Annotated in this window: 17 protein-coding genes and 1 tRNA gene; 5 read left to right on the top strand and 13 right to left on the bottom strand. The window is 38.6% G+C overall.

Going from position 1 to position 16,470, the window contains the following annotated elements; genetic code table 11:
* Position 1: 1 nt before the first annotated feature.
* The 4 genes from O0931_RS19065 to O0931_RS19050 form a co-directional block, all read right to left on the bottom strand.
* Positions 2-1,261 (bottom strand): right-handed parallel beta-helix repeat-containing protein, encoded by a 1,260-nt coding sequence (locus O0931_RS19065; protein WP_269417081.1) that lies wholly within the window; start codon positions 1,259-1,261, stop codon positions 2-4.
* 24 nt (positions 1,262-1,285) lie between these two features.
* On the bottom strand, positions 1,286-4,063 hold the full coding sequence (locus tag O0931_RS19060; RefSeq protein WP_269417080.1) for a TonB-dependent receptor: 2,778 nt from the start codon (positions 4,061-4,063) through the stop codon (positions 1,286-1,288).
* 261 nt (positions 4,064-4,324) lie between these two features.
* On the bottom strand, positions 4,325-5,929 hold the full coding sequence (locus O0931_RS19055) for a tetratricopeptide repeat protein (RefSeq protein ID WP_269417079.1): 1,605 nt from the start codon (positions 5,927-5,929) through the stop codon (positions 4,325-4,327).
* Positions 5,930-6,126: 197 nt separating this feature from the next.
* On the bottom strand, positions 6,127-6,372 hold the full coding sequence (locus O0931_RS19050; protein WP_269417131.1) for a hypothetical protein: 246 nt from the start codon (positions 6,370-6,372) through the stop codon (positions 6,127-6,129).
* Positions 6,373-6,678: 306 nt separating this feature from the next.
* Between O0931_RS19050 and O0931_RS19045 the strand changes: the two genes are divergently transcribed.
* Complete coding sequence (locus O0931_RS19045) at positions 6,679-6,963, top strand: hypothetical protein (protein ID WP_269417078.1); 285 nt, start codon at positions 6,679-6,681, stop codon at positions 6,961-6,963.
* 102 nt (positions 6,964-7,065) lie between these two features.
* Here O0931_RS19045 and O0931_RS19040 read toward each other — a convergent pair.
* The 6 genes from O0931_RS19040 to O0931_RS19015 form a co-directional block, all read right to left on the bottom strand.
* Positions 7,066-7,138: transfer RNA gene (locus tag O0931_RS19040), tRNA-Lys, on the bottom strand.
* Between the two features lie 187 nt (positions 7,139-7,325).
* Entirely contained in the window at positions 7,326-8,387 is a 1,062-nt protein-coding gene (locus O0931_RS19035; RefSeq protein ID WP_269417077.1) for a DUF6588 family protein, read from the bottom strand.
* Between the two features lie 315 nt (positions 8,388-8,702).
* Complete coding sequence (locus O0931_RS19030; protein ID WP_269417076.1) at positions 8,703-9,284, bottom strand: peroxiredoxin-like family protein; 582 nt, start codon at positions 9,282-9,284, stop codon at positions 8,703-8,705.
* A gap of 50 nt (positions 9,285-9,334) precedes the next feature.
* Positions 9,335-9,583: a hypothetical protein gene (locus O0931_RS19025; RefSeq protein ID WP_269417075.1), complete on the bottom strand. Its 249-nt coding sequence runs from the start codon at positions 9,581-9,583 to the stop codon at positions 9,335-9,337.
* Positions 9,584-9,641: 58 nt separating this feature from the next.
* On the bottom strand, positions 9,642-9,908 hold the full coding sequence (locus tag O0931_RS19020) for a hypothetical protein (protein WP_269417074.1): 267 nt from the start codon (positions 9,906-9,908) through the stop codon (positions 9,642-9,644).
* A gap of 1 nt (position 9,909) precedes the next feature.
* Positions 9,910-10,503, bottom strand: a complete 594-nt coding sequence (locus tag O0931_RS19015; RefSeq protein WP_269417073.1) for a sigma-70 family RNA polymerase sigma factor — start codon at positions 10,501-10,503, stop codon at positions 9,910-9,912.
* Positions 10,504-10,631: 128 nt separating this feature from the next.
* Between O0931_RS19015 and O0931_RS19010 the strand changes: the two genes are divergently transcribed.
* Genes O0931_RS19010 through O0931_RS19000 form a run of 3 tightly spaced genes read left to right on the top strand, consistent with a single transcriptional unit; the run spans position 10,632 to position 12,882 of the window.
* Positions 10,632-11,384 carry a DUF1223 domain-containing protein gene (locus O0931_RS19010; protein ID WP_269417072.1) on the top strand — a complete coding sequence of 251 codons (753 nt, stop codon included), beginning with the start codon at positions 10,632-10,634 and terminating at the stop codon, positions 11,382-11,384.
* A 21-nt stretch (positions 11,385-11,405) separates the two neighbouring features.
* Positions 11,406-12,107, top strand: coding sequence for a cytochrome b/b6 domain-containing protein (locus O0931_RS19005; protein WP_269417071.1), 702 nt, complete (start codon positions 11,406-11,408; stop codon positions 12,105-12,107).
* Complete coding sequence (locus O0931_RS19000) at positions 12,091-12,882, top strand: molybdopterin-dependent oxidoreductase (protein ID WP_269417070.1); 792 nt, start codon at positions 12,091-12,093, stop codon at positions 12,880-12,882. Before O0931_RS19005 ends, O0931_RS19000 begins: the two co-directional genes overlap by 17 nt.
* A gap of 153 nt (positions 12,883-13,035) precedes the next feature.
* Here the strand turns inward: O0931_RS19000 and msrA are convergent, their stop codons facing one another.
* From msrA to O0931_RS18985, 3 genes are all read right to left on the bottom strand, one after another.
* A complete protein-coding gene (gene msrA / locus O0931_RS18995) occupies positions 13,036-13,692 on the bottom strand; it encodes a peptide-methionine (S)-S-oxide reductase MsrA (RefSeq protein WP_269417069.1) in 657 nt (218 codons plus the stop codon).
* Between the two features lie 7 nt (positions 13,693-13,699).
* Positions 13,700-14,200: a peptide-methionine (R)-S-oxide reductase MsrB gene (gene msrB, locus O0931_RS18990; RefSeq protein ID WP_269417068.1), complete on the bottom strand. Its 501-nt coding sequence runs from the start codon at positions 14,198-14,200 to the stop codon at positions 13,700-13,702.
* A gap of 191 nt (positions 14,201-14,391) precedes the next feature.
* The gene (locus O0931_RS18985; RefSeq protein ID WP_269417067.1) at positions 14,392-15,372 is read right to left on the bottom strand and encodes a GlxA family transcriptional regulator; all 981 of its coding nucleotides are present in this window, start codon (positions 15,370-15,372) and stop codon (positions 14,392-14,394) included.
* A gap of 203 nt (positions 15,373-15,575) precedes the next feature.
* On the opposite strand from O0931_RS18985, the gene O0931_RS18980 reads away from it, so the two are divergent.
* Positions 15,576-16,466, top strand: a complete 891-nt coding sequence (locus O0931_RS18980; RefSeq protein WP_269417066.1) for an alpha/beta fold hydrolase — start codon at positions 15,576-15,578, stop codon at positions 16,464-16,466.
* Positions 16,467-16,470: the final 4 nt, after the last annotated feature.

The raw sequence follows: 16,470 nt of genomic DNA, 5'->3' as shown, positions 1-16,470 counted from the left end.
TTTAAATTTTAGTACCGTAAGCGCCTACAAATGTTGATGGTGCCGGTGAGGTGTATGTGATACCATTTTTCATTACAATTCCGGTTTGGTGGTGACGGGTAAAATTAGTTATTCCCTTACCTAAAGCCGGTGAATTTCCCTGTAAATGAAAATCCCAGGTGGTGTTGAAATCTGCATTGGTAACCGAAGTATTTAAAGGGTAATTCACAAATTTCGGATCGTTTTCACCTGCCACTTTACTGATAACATCGTTTTTACCACCGATAACATCACCTGTTGGCTGAAATTGATTCACGGTAGTTTGATCATAACCATAATACCAGTTATTACTATATGCAGAGCGGGAATCTTCCGGCTTTTTAGGGTCTCTTTTTACACCAAAGCGGGTATTGGCAAAAAGATTATTATACAAATCTGCACGTACAGTGCTTTCCAGCCAAACCGATCCGCCTTTTGCTGTAGGCCTTCTCCACCCCGTATTGACCATCGTATTGTTATAGGCAATAATATAGGTTTGCGGTGTTTTATCGCCTGAATTTGATAGTTTTAATGCATTTGTATTGGTACTGTAAACCAGGTTATACGCAATATCTGCCAAACAGCCCGATTTAAAATTCATGGCCTCACCACCGGTTACCCCCGTTGTGTAGAAAACATTATTGGCAAAGATGATTTTTCCGCCTTCAATATACGTACAATCCTCCTGAAGGTTTCTGAATATGCTGTTTTGCACCACTAATTTTCCTTTGGCATTAGCAAACCAAAGTGCAGGAAGATTTTCGCCGGCTACCGCTTTATACAATCCCATTTTAACAGATGTAGAAGCATCTGATGTAGTAGAACCACCATATTCGATAATCGTATAATCCAGCACCAGTTCCTCACAGGTAGGGCCAGCCAGTATACCACCCCAGAGTTTACCAAATTTCTTTTGTGCGGTTTTGTAAAACTCATTCACCGTAAATTTGATGGGATTGGTTGCGGTTCCCAATGCATACAAATTACCTTTTACAATAATTTCCGGCTTGGCAACAGTATCCATCAACACGGTTACACCTTCTTCGATGGTTAACGATTTGCCTTCAGGAATAATGATATCACCCTTAATTACCTGGGTACTACCTTTCGCCCAAACGCCGGAAACCTCTCCGATAGCCGACCCGTCAACAGCAGTTGTATCAACATTAATGTTGGCTTTTTCACATCCTGCCAATGCAAGCAATACAAGGATGAGCAGTTTAAAAATCTGATTCGATTTCATGTTTTTATCTTTTTAAAATTTCAATTAATTAAACTTATACCTAAAGCCAACAAGATAGCTCTGACCGTAATAATCACTTCTAACCAATGTACGTCCATCGTTTACCAAATCTTCATTGATTTTGTTATTCTCCGGATTGGTTCCTTTTATAAATAACTTTGTTGGTGTATTTAAAATGTTGTTTGCTTTTACAAAAATACTGATACCGCTTTTAAAACGTTTCTCTGCTGATGCATCCATTTGTATAAATCCTTCCTGCCATAAATCGTTATTTAAAAATTGAGAGATGGTATTGATACGCGGACCTGTGTAAGCGCCGGCAACCTGAACATCCCATCCTTTTTTTGTATCCTTAAATAATAACGATACGTTTCCGATGTGTTCCGATTGGCCATAAAGCGGACGTTCCTGGTCAACAGAAAGTGCCTGAATATCGCCCGTAGCCGGATTAATTTGTCTGATGGTTTTTGGCGTGGTGATTCTTGAATGGGTATACGTATAATTTGCCTTGATACCGATTTTACTGAAATATTTGATATAATCTACCTCCGCACCATAGTTATTCGCTGTACCAAAATTGCCTGGTGTATAGTAAATATCCTGTCCGCGAACGGCATCGGCCTGGAAAGTATATTCTATCGGGTCTTTTATTCTTTTATAAAAGGCACCCACTAACAATTGCTCAGATGCACCCGGGAAAAGTTCGTAGCGTAAGTCGAAATTATCAGCTAATGCACGTTTTAGGTTAGGATTACCCCGTTCCTGAAATTCCTCATTTACCACTTTACCTGGTACAATTTCATAGAAACCTGGCCGGTTAAGTGCTTTATAATACGAAGCATGCAATTGGGCCTTTTCAGTTAAAAAGTATTTAGCCGTTAAGCTTGGCAAAACATCTGTATAAACCTGCTGTCCTTTTGGAAAGGTTTCACCCGCAGGGAAAAGTAAGTTATAACCCTGGTTGGTATGTTCTACCCTGGCACCACCAATAACCTCAAGCTTTGCCGAAGTATATTTAAACATTCCATAACCAGCACTAATTTTTTCAGATGCATCATAAGTTAAGGGGTTCGCTACCGCACCTGTCGGGTTGGTTACGATTAAGTTTAAATCGGTATAATTCTGAAAATCTACACCATAAACTTTATTCGCATCTGCAGCACTTGGCGCAAGTGTATAATTGTTAAAGAAACTGCTTCTTTGTTTATCGCGATATAAACCGCCGGCCATTATATCCAGCTTGTTGTTTCCAAGGGTAAAGCGATAAGTCAAATCAAGATATCCTGCTAAATCCTCATCGGTATTACGTTCCCACCTGCGGTTAACCGGTGAAGTATTAACTAAGGTAGTTCGCCTGCTTTGAAAATTTTGCTGTATACCATTTAAACTGATGCTTGTGTTTTCCGGAACATCATTTTTAGCCGACGAATAAACCGCAGACCATTGTACTTTAAATTTTTCATCAAAGAACTTATGATCGCCATGTAAAGTGCTGTTGTAAATCTGTTGCTCAGTTAAACGGCTTCGGGTGTTGTAAACCAATTCTGCGTTTCCGTTAGTTGGGTTGTAAACGCCGTTATAAGTAGTGGTTACTGCATCCCTAAGCTGGTCGTTTTTAAGGTTAACATAAACATTGTAAAGGCTTAACTGATGGTTTTTATTAAAAACATAATCTACTTTTCCATGTAGGCCTGTACGTTGCTGCTGCTCAGAAAACTCCCTGTAACTTTTACTGGTAATTACGGCATAAGCGTCTGTACCGTTTACCGACGTGTTATAGAAAGTACTGTTGCTGCCACGATAGGTATTCTGGTAACTGCCAGCCAATACAACGCCCAGTTTATTATCTAAAAATCTTTGGCTTAACGATAAACTTCCGATTAAATTAGGTAAGGGATTTTTGTATTTATAGTCTAGCGTTCCTTTTGTAAAATCGTTTTGTGTTGCGTTATAATTCTTCCCATTGATTTCATAAGGCGATTTGTAATGAATATCTGATGAATTAAAACCTGCAAATTTTCTATCTAAAAATAATTGGCTATACCCTGTTGACAGGTTTGTATTTAACTGAAATTTGCCCGGCGCATTTTTCATCACCATGTTGATTCCGCCACCAATAGCATCGCCCTCTAAATTTGGTGTTAATGTTTTATAAACCTCTAAGCGATCTAATAAATCTGATGGAAAAAGGTCTAAAGGAACGTAACGGTATTTGTTATCCGGACTTGGAATTTTAACGCCATTAACCAGTGTATAGTTATATCGTTTATCCATACCCCTTAATATGGCGTATTGGCCATCGCCATTGCTGTTCCGCTCAATAGAAACACCCGAAACACGCTGCATTACATTGGCCACGGTTAAATCAGGCGAAATTTCAATTGCCCTGCCCGAAACAATATTCATTATTTGTGTAGAATTTTTCTCCAATCGCCTTGCGCCCTGATCAGTAGAACTCACTGCATTTGATTTGATGGTAACATCATCAAGGTTTTTAGAATCACTCTCCATATAAAACTTTAAATGATCATTATCTTCCTTAACCACAACAATAGTTTTTGTAATGGTTTTATAAGTAATGTAACTTACGCTGATTTTAGCTGAACCCGTTGATACGCCTTTGAATTCAAACGTTCCATCCAAACCGGTATTGGTTACGCGCCTCGGGCTTTCGAGTACAACTGTTGCACCTACTATTGCTTCACCGGTTTGCTTATCATAAACATGTCCTTTTATTTTTGTAGCGTTGGCCGTGCCCGCACAAAAAAGAAGAAAAAACAGAATTTGTAAAAGTTTATTCATTGTGTTTGGTAATGTCTTTTATTTATCGACGATGCAAAGGTGTATACACGATTTCAAATCGAAAAATTATTGGGGTTACATAAAGGCAACACCGTTACAAAACGCATATATGAAAAGGCAACAACAATAATTAAATACCTGTTTATCAATTCATTAATTAATATTAAAAGCGCCGTTATGCTTTTATTAACGTTACATTAACAAATTGTTAAGTCGTAAAAAAGTGGCAAAAACAGTAATTTTTAGTTATTAATGTAACGCTTACAGTCCCTGAATAAAAACGGATAAATTTTCACCTTGTGCCAGATTTAGCTTTTTTCGCAGCCTGTATCTGGATACCCTTAAGCTATCTGTTGAGATGCCCAATAAAGTAGAAATATCGCTCGACTCTAAGTTCATTTTTAATAAGGCAATCAGGCGCATATCGGCAGAAGTAAGTTCATTACTGAATTTTTTAAGGTTCTCCAGAAACTGGTGGTGTACCTGCTCAAAAGCAAGCGTAAATTCTTTCCAGTTGCGTTCGTGGTTAAAGCTTTGATTAATTTCTGCCAGGATTTGATTCATTTGTTTTTTCTGGTCACGCTTATCATCCTTTACCATGGCCTGTAAAGTACTTCTGAGGTTTTCGAGAAACTGGTTATGTTTAATCAGGTTTAAGGTATGCGTAGAAAGTTCACGGCTTCTAACTTCCAGCAGCTGCTTCAGGTTTTGTTCTTCCAACTGAAGATTTTTGAGTTCAAGGCTTGTCAAATCATGCTCAATAGCCTTTTGTTTGGCCAGCTGCTGCTGATTTCTTAATTTAAAGCGTTGCCGGCTGAATATACCGAAGCCTACAATAACCAATAAAATAACAACTATCGTCGCGGAAAATGCAATAATTCTATTGATTTTTTTGTCGTTCTGCAACTTATTTATTTCATCAGATTTTTTATTAATGTCGTATAGCACCTGTAAAAAAGCAACCTGCCTTGCGCCGTCTTCAGAGTATAAATCAATTGTATACTTGTAACCCAGGGTAACATAATGATAGGCACTGTCCATTTGATTCAGCAATTCGTAGGCCTTACCCAAATCTCTGCAACAAGCAGCCAATTGATACATATTGCCCATCTTACCAGCCAGTTTCATAGCCTCTTTTGTTTGGATGATACTTTCACCGTATTTTCCGGTTTTGCGCAAAATATCCCCCAGGTTGTTGAGCACTTCGATACTACCAAGTTCATTATGGGCGGATTGATATAGCTTAAGCGATTTTCTGAAATTCAGGGTCGCTAAATCATACTTTTCCAAATCTTCGTAGATGCTGCCAATATTCTCATAAATTTTTGCCGAATTACTTTTATCGTTACTCTGCTCATTTATCTTTAATGCCAGTTTCTGATAGTAAAATGCGCTGTCATATTGTTGGCGCTTTTCGTAAAGCTGACCGATATAGCCGAAAATAGTTGCCTGTCCTTTTGCGTTATTTAACTTTTTATATATGCCAAGCGCAGAACCATAGCTATTCCTCGCTTTATCAGGCTGCTTCATATAATAATACAACACGCCAATATCAACAAGATTAGCGGCGAGCGACAAGGGTTTATTGTTAACCGTGAATAATTTATCAGCCTTTAAGAAGAATTCTAAAGATTGCCTGAAATGTCCCTGCCTGTAACATACTTTGCCCATTTGTTGTAAACATTGCCCCTCCAGGAACCCGTCATTATTTTCAATGGCTTGTGCATATATTTTTTTTAAGGCGATGAGCGATTCAATTGGTTTATTAGCTTTATTATCAGGGAATTCGCCCAATTTTTCATCCTGAGCAGTTGCATTCAAAACACTGATAAAAAAGATCAAACAGATACAGATGTGCTTTATCATTTATATGGCCTTATAAATAAAATACTGGACAAAGAAAGAAGGTGCATGTTAAGTTAAAGTTAAGTTAATCACTAAATATTAATTTTCAACCTTTTTATGCATACAGTTATTACAGGCTATCTTAAAATAGCATGCTGTTTAGGGCAAATAAAAAAGCACAACCCTTAGATTGTGCTTTTATAAATTTATTTCTGGCATTAACTCCGGTGGAATCCTTTGTGTTTAAGATAAATCAATAAATCGGCAGGTCTGTCGCTTTGTAAAATTGATGGCTGCTTAGCGATTAACCAGCCCCAGCTTTCCTGTTTTTGATTTTCTTCAACGGCCCGGTCATCATCATGGCCGCCATTTAAGGATGGCCACAAACTGTTTAACCAAATTACCTGTTTTTGTGCAATTTGCAGAATTGTATTCAGGTTCTTCAACGTATCTGTGTCGAAAATCGGCTGGATGATACATTAACAATTGCCTGATTCAGCGTGCCTGTTTACTGCAAAATTTTAAAAACCAGCTTTAGGTGGTCATTACCTTTATCAACATTGATGATAATTTTACCTTTTGCGGCGAGCATCATTTGATAGCAAGCCTATCTCGAAATATTCAACGATGTTGTAGCCGACCTGCGAAGCAAGCTTGAAGACCATTGAAACTATAAAAGCTGCTGAAAAAAGAAGCAGAAACAAATTATTAGATAAATTTATACAGGCTCTTTATCGTAAATTTGTTATTGCATCATAAAATCCCGAATAATGACTTTAGAACTTTTTAAAGCATCTTTAAAATCAGACAATCCCGAAAGCAGCCTGTCTGCACAATTAAAAGCACTCTGGTACGATGGCAAAGGCGACTGGCATAAAGCGCACGAACAAGTTGATCATTTAAATGATACATCTTCAGCTAATGTACATGCTTACCTTCATCGTAAGGAAGGCGATATCTGGAATGCGGATTACTGGTACCGGAAAGCGAAATTAACACGTCCTGAATTATCTTTAGAACAAGAATGGGAACAACTGGTTTTACGCTTTTTATAAAGGAACTGTCGTGCTAAATGTTATTAAAAAGTAAGAGGTCTATTGCGCTACCAACTGAGCTAAAGAGTTAAATTTTACAACTAACGTGCAAAAAGATTTTTGTGACCCCTCAGGGGTTCGAACCCTGGACCCACAGATTAAGAGTCTGTTGCTCTACCAACTGAGCTAAGGAGTCGTTTTTAAAGCTAATATAATTAAAAAAGTAACATCATAATACTTCATCCGATCAGAAATTAAGGCATTATCATTCTACCTTGACCGGAATTTACTTAAGCCGGTTAATTTTATGAAACTTGATATAATTGCGTTAAAACAGAGGTTAAACATAGATCAAATATAACAATTGCCTGTTACTCCTTTAATTAAATGCCCAAGCCTATACCGGCACTTAACATTCCATAACCACCTGAAAACCCATAAGCTCCATATATACGAACAACAGGCAGCTTCACCTGAAACCCAACGTCGCCCCTGAAAGTTTTTAAAAAAGTCTGTTTAATCTGAAAAGGGTCTGAATAGGTGATATACGCTAATTGGTCATCCTTGATACTATTTACTACAGGAAAATTGCCGCTCAAACCGATTTTTGCTCCGGATACACTATAACCCGCAGAAACGAATGGGGTGAAAAAAGAGAACTGCTTTGAGATTGTTGCCTGAAACAGGTAATTATTAAAACTGGCATACAATTCCTGTGTAGAGAAATCCGCAACCTGGCTGGGATCTTCCGGTATCATCCCATCCATGGGTTGCAGATTTAAAGCCAAGCTATACTTTAAGTTGTAGTAGCCAACCAATACAGACAGGTCAAATGGCGTGTTTTTTATGTTTTTCAGAACAAAATCCCTGACCAGGTTGTACTTAAAGCCAAAACCAAATAAGGAAACAGAACCAAAACGCGAACCTAACTTTATTTTAGGTGCCGCCCTTACCATAATCTCGGTATTGGCAAAGAAACCGGCGGTAAGCTGAAGCTGGGGCGTGGGGATAACATTTCGAATTACTGCGCTAGGTAATTCAAAGCTAATGAGTTTGTTATTATTGCCATCGAATAAATCCATCCAGGGTCCGTTATTTTTTGTGTCGCCTGTAAAGGTAGGACTCAGAACACGGGTGGGGTCTGATGGCCTTAGATTTGTTGAAAGGCCTATCTGGGTAACATCAAAAAATTGCTTTGAAGATGGAACCAGCGAGCCGGTAGCCATCACTCTTAAGTCAAAATGCAAGGGGTCGAGTGTTTCTGCAGTATTGGTCCAGCCGCTGTTCATACCAAGACCGAAGCCATACAATAAGGGCTTGGTATAAGCATCCACAAGTTTTTCTGCATCTGCAGGCCCCGACCTGATTAACTGTTCAAAATTCAGTTGTGCTTGAAGGTTTTTTGAAAACAGTAAGATAATAATTAAAACAGGGATTTTCCTCATGGTTTAAGCTTCGGTAATGTTTTTTATAAATACATTATGCCAAACCGAAATACCCTTAAAATGTTTGCTGCAATTGAGCTTAAACTAAAATAGTTTAAAAATCCCAGGGTAATAATCAAAAATGAACCAGGTTGAATTTACATTATAACAGATAAAATAACAATTCGAAAAAAAAAGATGCCTGTCAGCTGCAGCAATTTTAATATTGCTGATTCTTTTGCTGTTTAAAAAAAGTAGACCATTTCATCCTTTTAGTGAAAGGTGAATACATATTGATGTAATGTTAATTATTCCGTTGAACCGTCAAAATTGGCCTTAGAGTTCGGCAAGTAACGTTTTGACAGAAGCTCTTTTCTGATAATTCGGATCAAAATGCATAAACTTTATCTTACCTGAACGATCGATGATATAAGTTGCAGGCACCGGAAGGGTACGGCGGGTATTGCCATTATTTGCTTCCAAATCAATACCATAGCCTTTATATTTTGTAAAAGTAGCATCATCCATGGTAAAGTTAACCCCATAGGCTTTCATGATGGCATCGTCCTTATCCTGGATAATGGAGCAGCCTGCGCTTGTTTTCTTTATCGTTTTTGCAATGTTATCGCTCGTTTCTGGCGTAACCCCGATAACATAAGCATCCTTACCGGTAAGTAATTGCAATGAATCCTGCAGTTCTTTAATATGTTTATTGCAATATGGGCACCATTGGCCGCGGTAAAAAAAGAGTACAACCGATTTATGTTCTTTTAGTAAACCCTTCAATGTAATTTTTTTACCGTTCTGATCTACCCCACTGAAAGCCGGGGCATTAGCGCCGGCAGCTAAACCTTTTTGAGCATTGGCATTTGAAGCCAAGGCGATGAACAGCGCAAAAAATAGTATAATTCTTTTCATGATCATAATTAAAATTTGGCAGGGAAGAATTACCCTCCCCTGCCTTTTTTTTACATTTTACTTTTAGACATTTTAGATTGCTCCATTTTAGCTTTTTTTGTCGAATCTGCTTTCATTTTTGACATTTTGCTTTTCTCCATCTTATCCATTTTCTTCTTGCCCATCTTATCCGGTTTCATTTTGGACATTTTTTCTTTTTCCTGCTGAAGACTGTTTGCGAATGTTGGCATCGAAAGGCTTAAAGCAACCAAAGCCATAATAAAAACTTTACCTGCCGATTTTAAGAATTGATTTTTCATGTTATTGTGTTTTTGTTTCCCTCTTAGTCGCAGCATTTCGTAACACCTTACAATAAAATCAATTTTTATTTATTTCCTTTTCAATTCTACGCTTTAAACCGGCTTTAAAATCCTCATCAAGCTTTAAATCCTTTGTTTGAAAACCGGTGAACAAACGATTTATGAGTAAACTTTGCTGCTGGTAAGTCCTGCAAACAGCACAGCCTGCAAGGTGTATCTGCAATTGTAAAGCCTCTGCTACGGTAATTTTCCCTGAGTTTTTTTTCTCAATAAGAAAAGTCGCCTGTTTGCAGTTATAAATTATCTTTTTTAGTGCGCTTGTCATATCATTTCAGGTATTTTTGAAGGCAAGCCCTCAGGTTAAGTTTTGTACGGTGCATAATCACCCAGAAATTCGAGTCTGTAAGTTTAAGTTCCATGCAAATTTTCTCCGATTGCAGATCATCCATATGTTTCATTGAAAATACCGAATACCATAGCGGCGGTAGTTTCTTTAAGCAAGCGGTTAAAATACCGCTCAATTCTTTTGTTAACAAAGGATTATTAATTTCTAGACCAAATACGCCCGGCGCATGTAGCGCATTCCAGTGTCCGTTTTCTAAATCGAAGAAATCCTGCTGCACTGTTTCAGATTGTCTGATTTCATTTAAACCCCTTGAGGCCTGCTTCCTGTAAAAATCTGAAATCTTATTTTTTAATATTGCGGCCAGCCAGGTTTTTTCGCTACTGTTTCCTTCGAAGCGACTTAACTGACTTAAAGCAGCAAGAAAAGTATCCTGCACCAGGTCTTTTGCCACTTCTTCATCTCTCAATCTTGAAATGGCAAAGCGGTAAAGGTCATCAGCATATTTTTCAACCCAGCTCACCGGGTCGCTATGAAGTTGTTTACTTATTCCCAAACCGTTTTTTTCTTCATTCATCTTTTTACGTACATTGTATAAATATAGTGCTTAACCTAATTAGTCGTCATAATTCAGATTCCTTACATTTTATTTATTTTTTTGTAAGGAATAATCAAAGCCTGCGACTAATTTTTAAAATTAATGTCATGGTTAAAAAAATAGCATTTGTACTTATCGCAATTTCTACGATAAGTTTAGCTTTTACTTTAACGCCACATCAACCACCACAAAATGGTTTTGCCGTGGTAGAACTGTTCACCTCCGAAGGTTGTTCAAGTTGCCCGCCTGCTGACGCACTAATTGCAAGGATAGCAAAAGAAAGCAAAGAAAAACCGGTTTATATATTGGCTTATCATGTCGATTATTGGGATAGGCTGGGCTGGAAAGACAGTTTTAGTAGTGCCAGGTTTTCGCAAAGGCAAAACCAGTATGCAAATTGGTTGCATCTTAATAGTGTTTACACACCTCAAATTGTTGTGAATGGAACGCAGGAGTTTATTGGTTCACAAGAAAAAACCCTTAGAAATGCACTGCAGCATGCTTTAGTACAAACCGCTTCCAATGGTTTGGAAATTGCCATTGAAAAGCAAACCGATGGAAATATTTCGCTAAGCTATCAAACCAGCCAGCAGATACAATCAGAGAACCTTGTTGTCGCAATTGTTATCCCAAATGCAACGAATAAAATTGAACGGGGTGAAAATAAAGGTAAAACACTATCACATATTCAAATAGTAAGCAGCTTTGAAACTTTTAACCTCAACAGGAAAGAAAAGGGAGTCGTAAATTTAGCTTCAGACAAAATAAAAAATGATTCCGAGCTTATCGCATTCCTGCAAAACGTTAAGACGGGAAAAATAACCGCAGCCGCGAAACGCCCGTTCAAATTACCTGGTTAATCATTAATATTATAAAATCAGATGAAAGAAATAAAGGAAAAACACGCTTTTCTTATGCGCTGGACCCATTGGGTAAATTTCCCGGTACTGGCGGTAATGATTTGGAGCGGCTTATTTATTTACTGGGCAAATGATGCTTATGGCATTTCCATATTTGGCATTACATTAATTAAATTCTTTCCGGAGTGGTTTTATAATTACTTCCATATTCCCCAGCGCCTGGCCGAAGGTATGGCCTTTCATTTTCTGTTTATGTGGTTCTTTTTTATCAATGGCCTCCTTTATATAATTTATACCATTTTTTCGGGCGCCTGGCGGGAACTTATTCCTCAAAAACATTCATTTAAGGAGGCGTGGCTCGTTTTACTGCACGATTTACACATCCGAAAAACTGTTCCTCCGCAAAAGAAATATAATGCTGCACAACGAATCGCATATACCGCAATTATATTGATGGGTGCCGGCTCGGTGATAACAGGACTTGCCATTTACAAACCTGTTCAGTTTTACTGGATATGCTGGCTTTGTGGTGGCTATCATTTCGCAAGGATAATCCATTTTACCCTGACCATCGGTTATGTACTTTTCTTTCTGATACACATTGTTCAGGTAGCACTTGCCGGCTGGAATAATTTCCGTTCGGTTATATCGGGCTTTGAGGTGGTAGAAAGTGAGCCAAAAATTAAAGCAAAAAAAACAATTGAAAATGGAACAGCCGAATAAGAAAAAAGTTAAAGCACCGCTTACAATTGAACAGAAAATAAAACGCCGGAATTTTATTTCTTTTGGTGCTTTTTTCGCCTTGGGGGGTGGTGCAGTTGCAGGCTGGAAATGGCTGCTCGATGCACCTGAAGAAACTGCGGGTATTACCGGGGGAGCAAGAGCACCATTAAGAAGGGCATTGAATAAGACAGAACTTTTCTTCCGCAATTTTTTCAGCAACAACCATACAGTTAAAACCTATCCAAAAGAAAGGGCTGCAAAAACGGTTCGTGTTAATAGCCTGATTGGTATTGAAGATGATGAAGATTTCAATGAGAAAAACTGGAAACTTGAGGTTAAAACCGGTGTTTTGCAGTCGTTACATATCGGTATTGAGGAGATTAAGGCCTTACCCAAAACGGAAATCGTATTCGATTTTAAATGTGTGGAAGGCTGGGACCAGATTCAACACTGGGGCGGCGTTAAGCTAAGCGATTTCTTGTCGCATTTTAAGCTCGAAACACTTGCAGAAAAAAACTACATGGGACTTAAAACACCAAATGGGGAATACTATGTTGGCCTGGAAAGAGATAGTGTATTGCATCCTCAAACCATTCTGGCTTACGAAATGAATGGCCAGCCGATTACCATCAATCATGGTGCACCGTTAAGGTTGATTATACCGGTTAAATATGGCATCAAAAACCTGAAGAGAATTGGCGTAATGTCTTTCAGTAACAGCCGGCCACGAGATTACTGGGCAGAGCAGGGTTATGATTATTATTCGGGTTTATAATTAAAAGAAACTATTCTCATAAAATGAAATATTATCCTGAGTTAGCTCGCACTGGGCGAAGTCGATTGAAGGACAAATATTTTTTGTTATGAATTAAAGAGGTCTTCGCTTTTTCGAAGACCTACATAACGATTAAAAGTTAACCACATCCTGTTATTTTTTGAACTCCGGTTTTAGGAGTGCAGCCATACTCTTCCGGAGTTTCATAACCTTCGGTACCGAAACATTTTGAATATAGCCGCTTCCGGGATTTAATTTATAGTAATTCTGGTGGTATTTTTCAGCCGGATAAATAACCTTGAACGGCAAAACCTGCGTTACAATTTTATTTTCGTAATGCTTGCCTGCATTTACTTTTGCGATAACTTCTTCAAGGCTTCGCTTTTCTTCGGCATCTCTGTAAAATGCAATTGAACGATAATCTTTACCCTCATCCGGACCTTGCCTGTTCAATGTAGTCGGGTCGTGTGCATAAAAAAATGCTTCTGCAAGTTGTGCATAACTAATTACAGCAGGGTCATAATAAACCTGAACAGATTCGGCATGACCGGTATTATCTGAACAAACTTCTTCATAAGTCGGATTTTTTACCGTTCCGCCGGCATAACCTGCAACAACCTTGTCAACTCCTTTAAGTTCGCTCATTCCTTCTGCCAAAGCCCAGAAACAGCCGCCGGCAAAAGTTGCAACTTTTTCATTTACCTTTGGAGCAGGCAGCTCGGCAAAGGCATTTTCATTTTTTCGGGTTTGACCATTAGTACACGAGCCCAGAAAGATTAATGCAACAAGCCATAATTTATACTTTTCCATAAATTTCTTATTTAGCCGGAATAAACTTTAATGCGTAAGAATTCATACAATACCTTTTTCCGGTTGGCTTTGGCCCATCATCAAATACGTGCCCAAGATGCAAACCAGTGCTGGCTTCAACAACTTCATCTCTTACCATTCCATCTGATGTGTCGCGAACAATTTTAATGGCTTTTTGGTCAATTGGTTTGAAAAAACTTGGCCAGCCCGTTCCGGATTCAAATTTAGTATCAGAACTGAATAAAGGCTTGCCTGTAGCGGCACTTACATAAATACCTTTTCTATGATTATTCCAGTATGGATTTTGGTAAGGCGTTTCTGTTCCGCTGTTTACCATAATATCATATGTTTGTGCAGAGAGCACCTTTTTCCAATAGGCGGCTGTTTTAGCTTGCGGGTATTTTTTGATGTCTCTCGAAAATGCGTTTTTATTTGAATTTTTATCCTGAGCACAAGAACTCAACGCCAGTCCTATAAACAATACGCTTAATATTTGTAATCTTTTCATAGCATTTAGTCGTTAAATATGACATATCCTTACAAGGAGATAAAATCTAACCTTGATACATTGATATTTACGCATAAAATAGCATACCAGTTCTTCATACAAACGTAAACTGTTTAATTTCGAACTAAACAAATTTAACGGACTTTTCATAGTATTACCGCGGAAGTCGTTTCAAAGAACACCTTCTATAATTAAGCTGCCGCTGCCTGACGGTTATACTTCTGCTTGTAATCTGCAGGCGAAAGGCCTGTAAATTTTTTAAATACAGCCCTGAACGATTTACTGTCCAGGTAACCGACATCGTACATGACTTCGTTTACATTTTTAGAAGAATTTTCAAGCTGCTTTTTTGCTGCTTCTACCTTTACCCGCTGGATATATTCTGAAGGCGTATTGTTGGTTGCTTTTTTAAATCTTCTTTCAAAATGTCTTCTTCCGATTGCGAATCGATCGGCCAGTTCCTCAACAGAAAGCTTTTCCTTATAATTTTGCTCAATAAATTCCTGGGCACGTTTAACCGGCTCATCTTCATGTTTCTTCTGCCCGTTAAACATAATAAATGGCGACTGGCTCTGGCGATCGATTTCAATTGCAAAAAATTTGGCAGCCATAATGGATAATTCTCGTCCGGCATATTTTTCTATAATATGAAGCAAAAGATTCCAGTAAGAACTTGCTCCCCCACTTGAATACAAACCATCTATCTCTGTAATAATCGTTCCATCTGATAGCGAAACATCAGGAAACATGGAGCGAAATTCGTTAGCAGAAAGCCAGTGGGTTGAACAGGAACGCCCGTTGAGCAACCCGGTTGAGGCAAGTAGAAAAGCACCCAAACAAAGCGAAGCGACTTCAGCCCCTTTTTCATATTGATCAATTATCCATGGAACAAAAGGTTGATTGAGTTCGACCATACCTGCCATATCACCGGATAAAGCAGGGATGATAATGAGATCGGTTTTCTTTAAATCCGAAATCAATATATCCGTATTAACAGCAAACGCGCCACTGTTAAGCTGCACCTGTGCACTAAGGCCAACGAGTTGAATTTCGAACGCCGGCGCCTTACCGCTGTTAATTAAAAACTGGTTTACCGCCGTAAACATATAACGGGGATCAACAATAGCTGAAGGCACTGCTTCAATCGGGACTAAAATGGATACATGTTTCATAATTGCGGGGGTAGCCGGCCGGGCTTTATCAAATTTAATCAAATAGTTTTTATTGAAACAATAGCCCATGCAATAAGGCTGATACAATTTATACAGCTTTATTAACCAAAGTCGCATTAACCCTCAAACAGGTCATAATTACACCTCACGAACACCAACCGAACCGAACTACCTTTACTGAAGTTAATCCAATAAATAAAAAGATGAAATATATTAAAAACCTAGTTTCAAATATTCTCCTGATGGCTTGTCTGTTCGCTTTCCCTTGCAAAGCCAACCCAACGCCTATCGTTAATGCGTTTAAAAAAACACCCGGCGATAATTATGCAAACATCAACGGGATGAAGATGTATTACTTCACCGCCGGTAAAGGAACGCCACTGATTTTATTACATGGCGCTTTTTCTACCATCGAAAAAGACTTCGGTAAACTCATTCCAACACTTGCAAAAAGCCACCTGGTTATTGGCATTGAACTTCAGGGCCATGGCCATACCAATAATATTGCCAGGCCTTTCAGTTATCAGAATATGGCCGCAGATGTAATTGCCCTGATGAATACACTCGGTATTCCGAAAGCTGACTTTATTGGGTACAGCATGGGTGGTGGGGTAGCATTGGAAATCGCCATCAGTCAGCCTCAGCTCATTGGCCACCTCGTGCTCGAATCCGTTGCTTACAGTCCTGCCGGAATGAACATGCAAAATCCTTCTAATCTTAAACCAAAAGCGCAAACTGATTTAAATCATTCTGTTTGGAAAGAAAATTACCTGAAGGTTTCGCCAGACACCGCCGGCTGGACAAAGCTGGTTTCAGGAATTTACAGTTTAATGGGCAACTGGAAAGGCTTCACCAGCGAACAAATTAAAAGCATAAAAGCGCCTGCCCTACTTATTTTTGGCGATTCGGATATGAGCAAAGGTGAACATCAAATAGAAATGTTCAGGCTTTTGGGTGGCGGCAGCTCGGGAGATTTATATCAAACACCTAACCTACGACTGGCCATATTGCCAGGAACAACACATGTAAGTATGGTTGATCAATACCAATTACTCCAACCTATAATCGGCGACTTTTTAAAAACCTCCTTATAAAATA

The sequence above is a fragment of the Pedobacter rhodius genome (assembly GCF_027213645.1).
Lineage (GTDB): Bacteria > Bacteroidota > Bacteroidia > Sphingobacteriales > Sphingobacteriaceae > Pedobacter > Pedobacter rhodius.
Note: the sequence above shows the minus strand (reverse complement) of the source record. Positions and strands in the feature narration are given on the sequence as shown.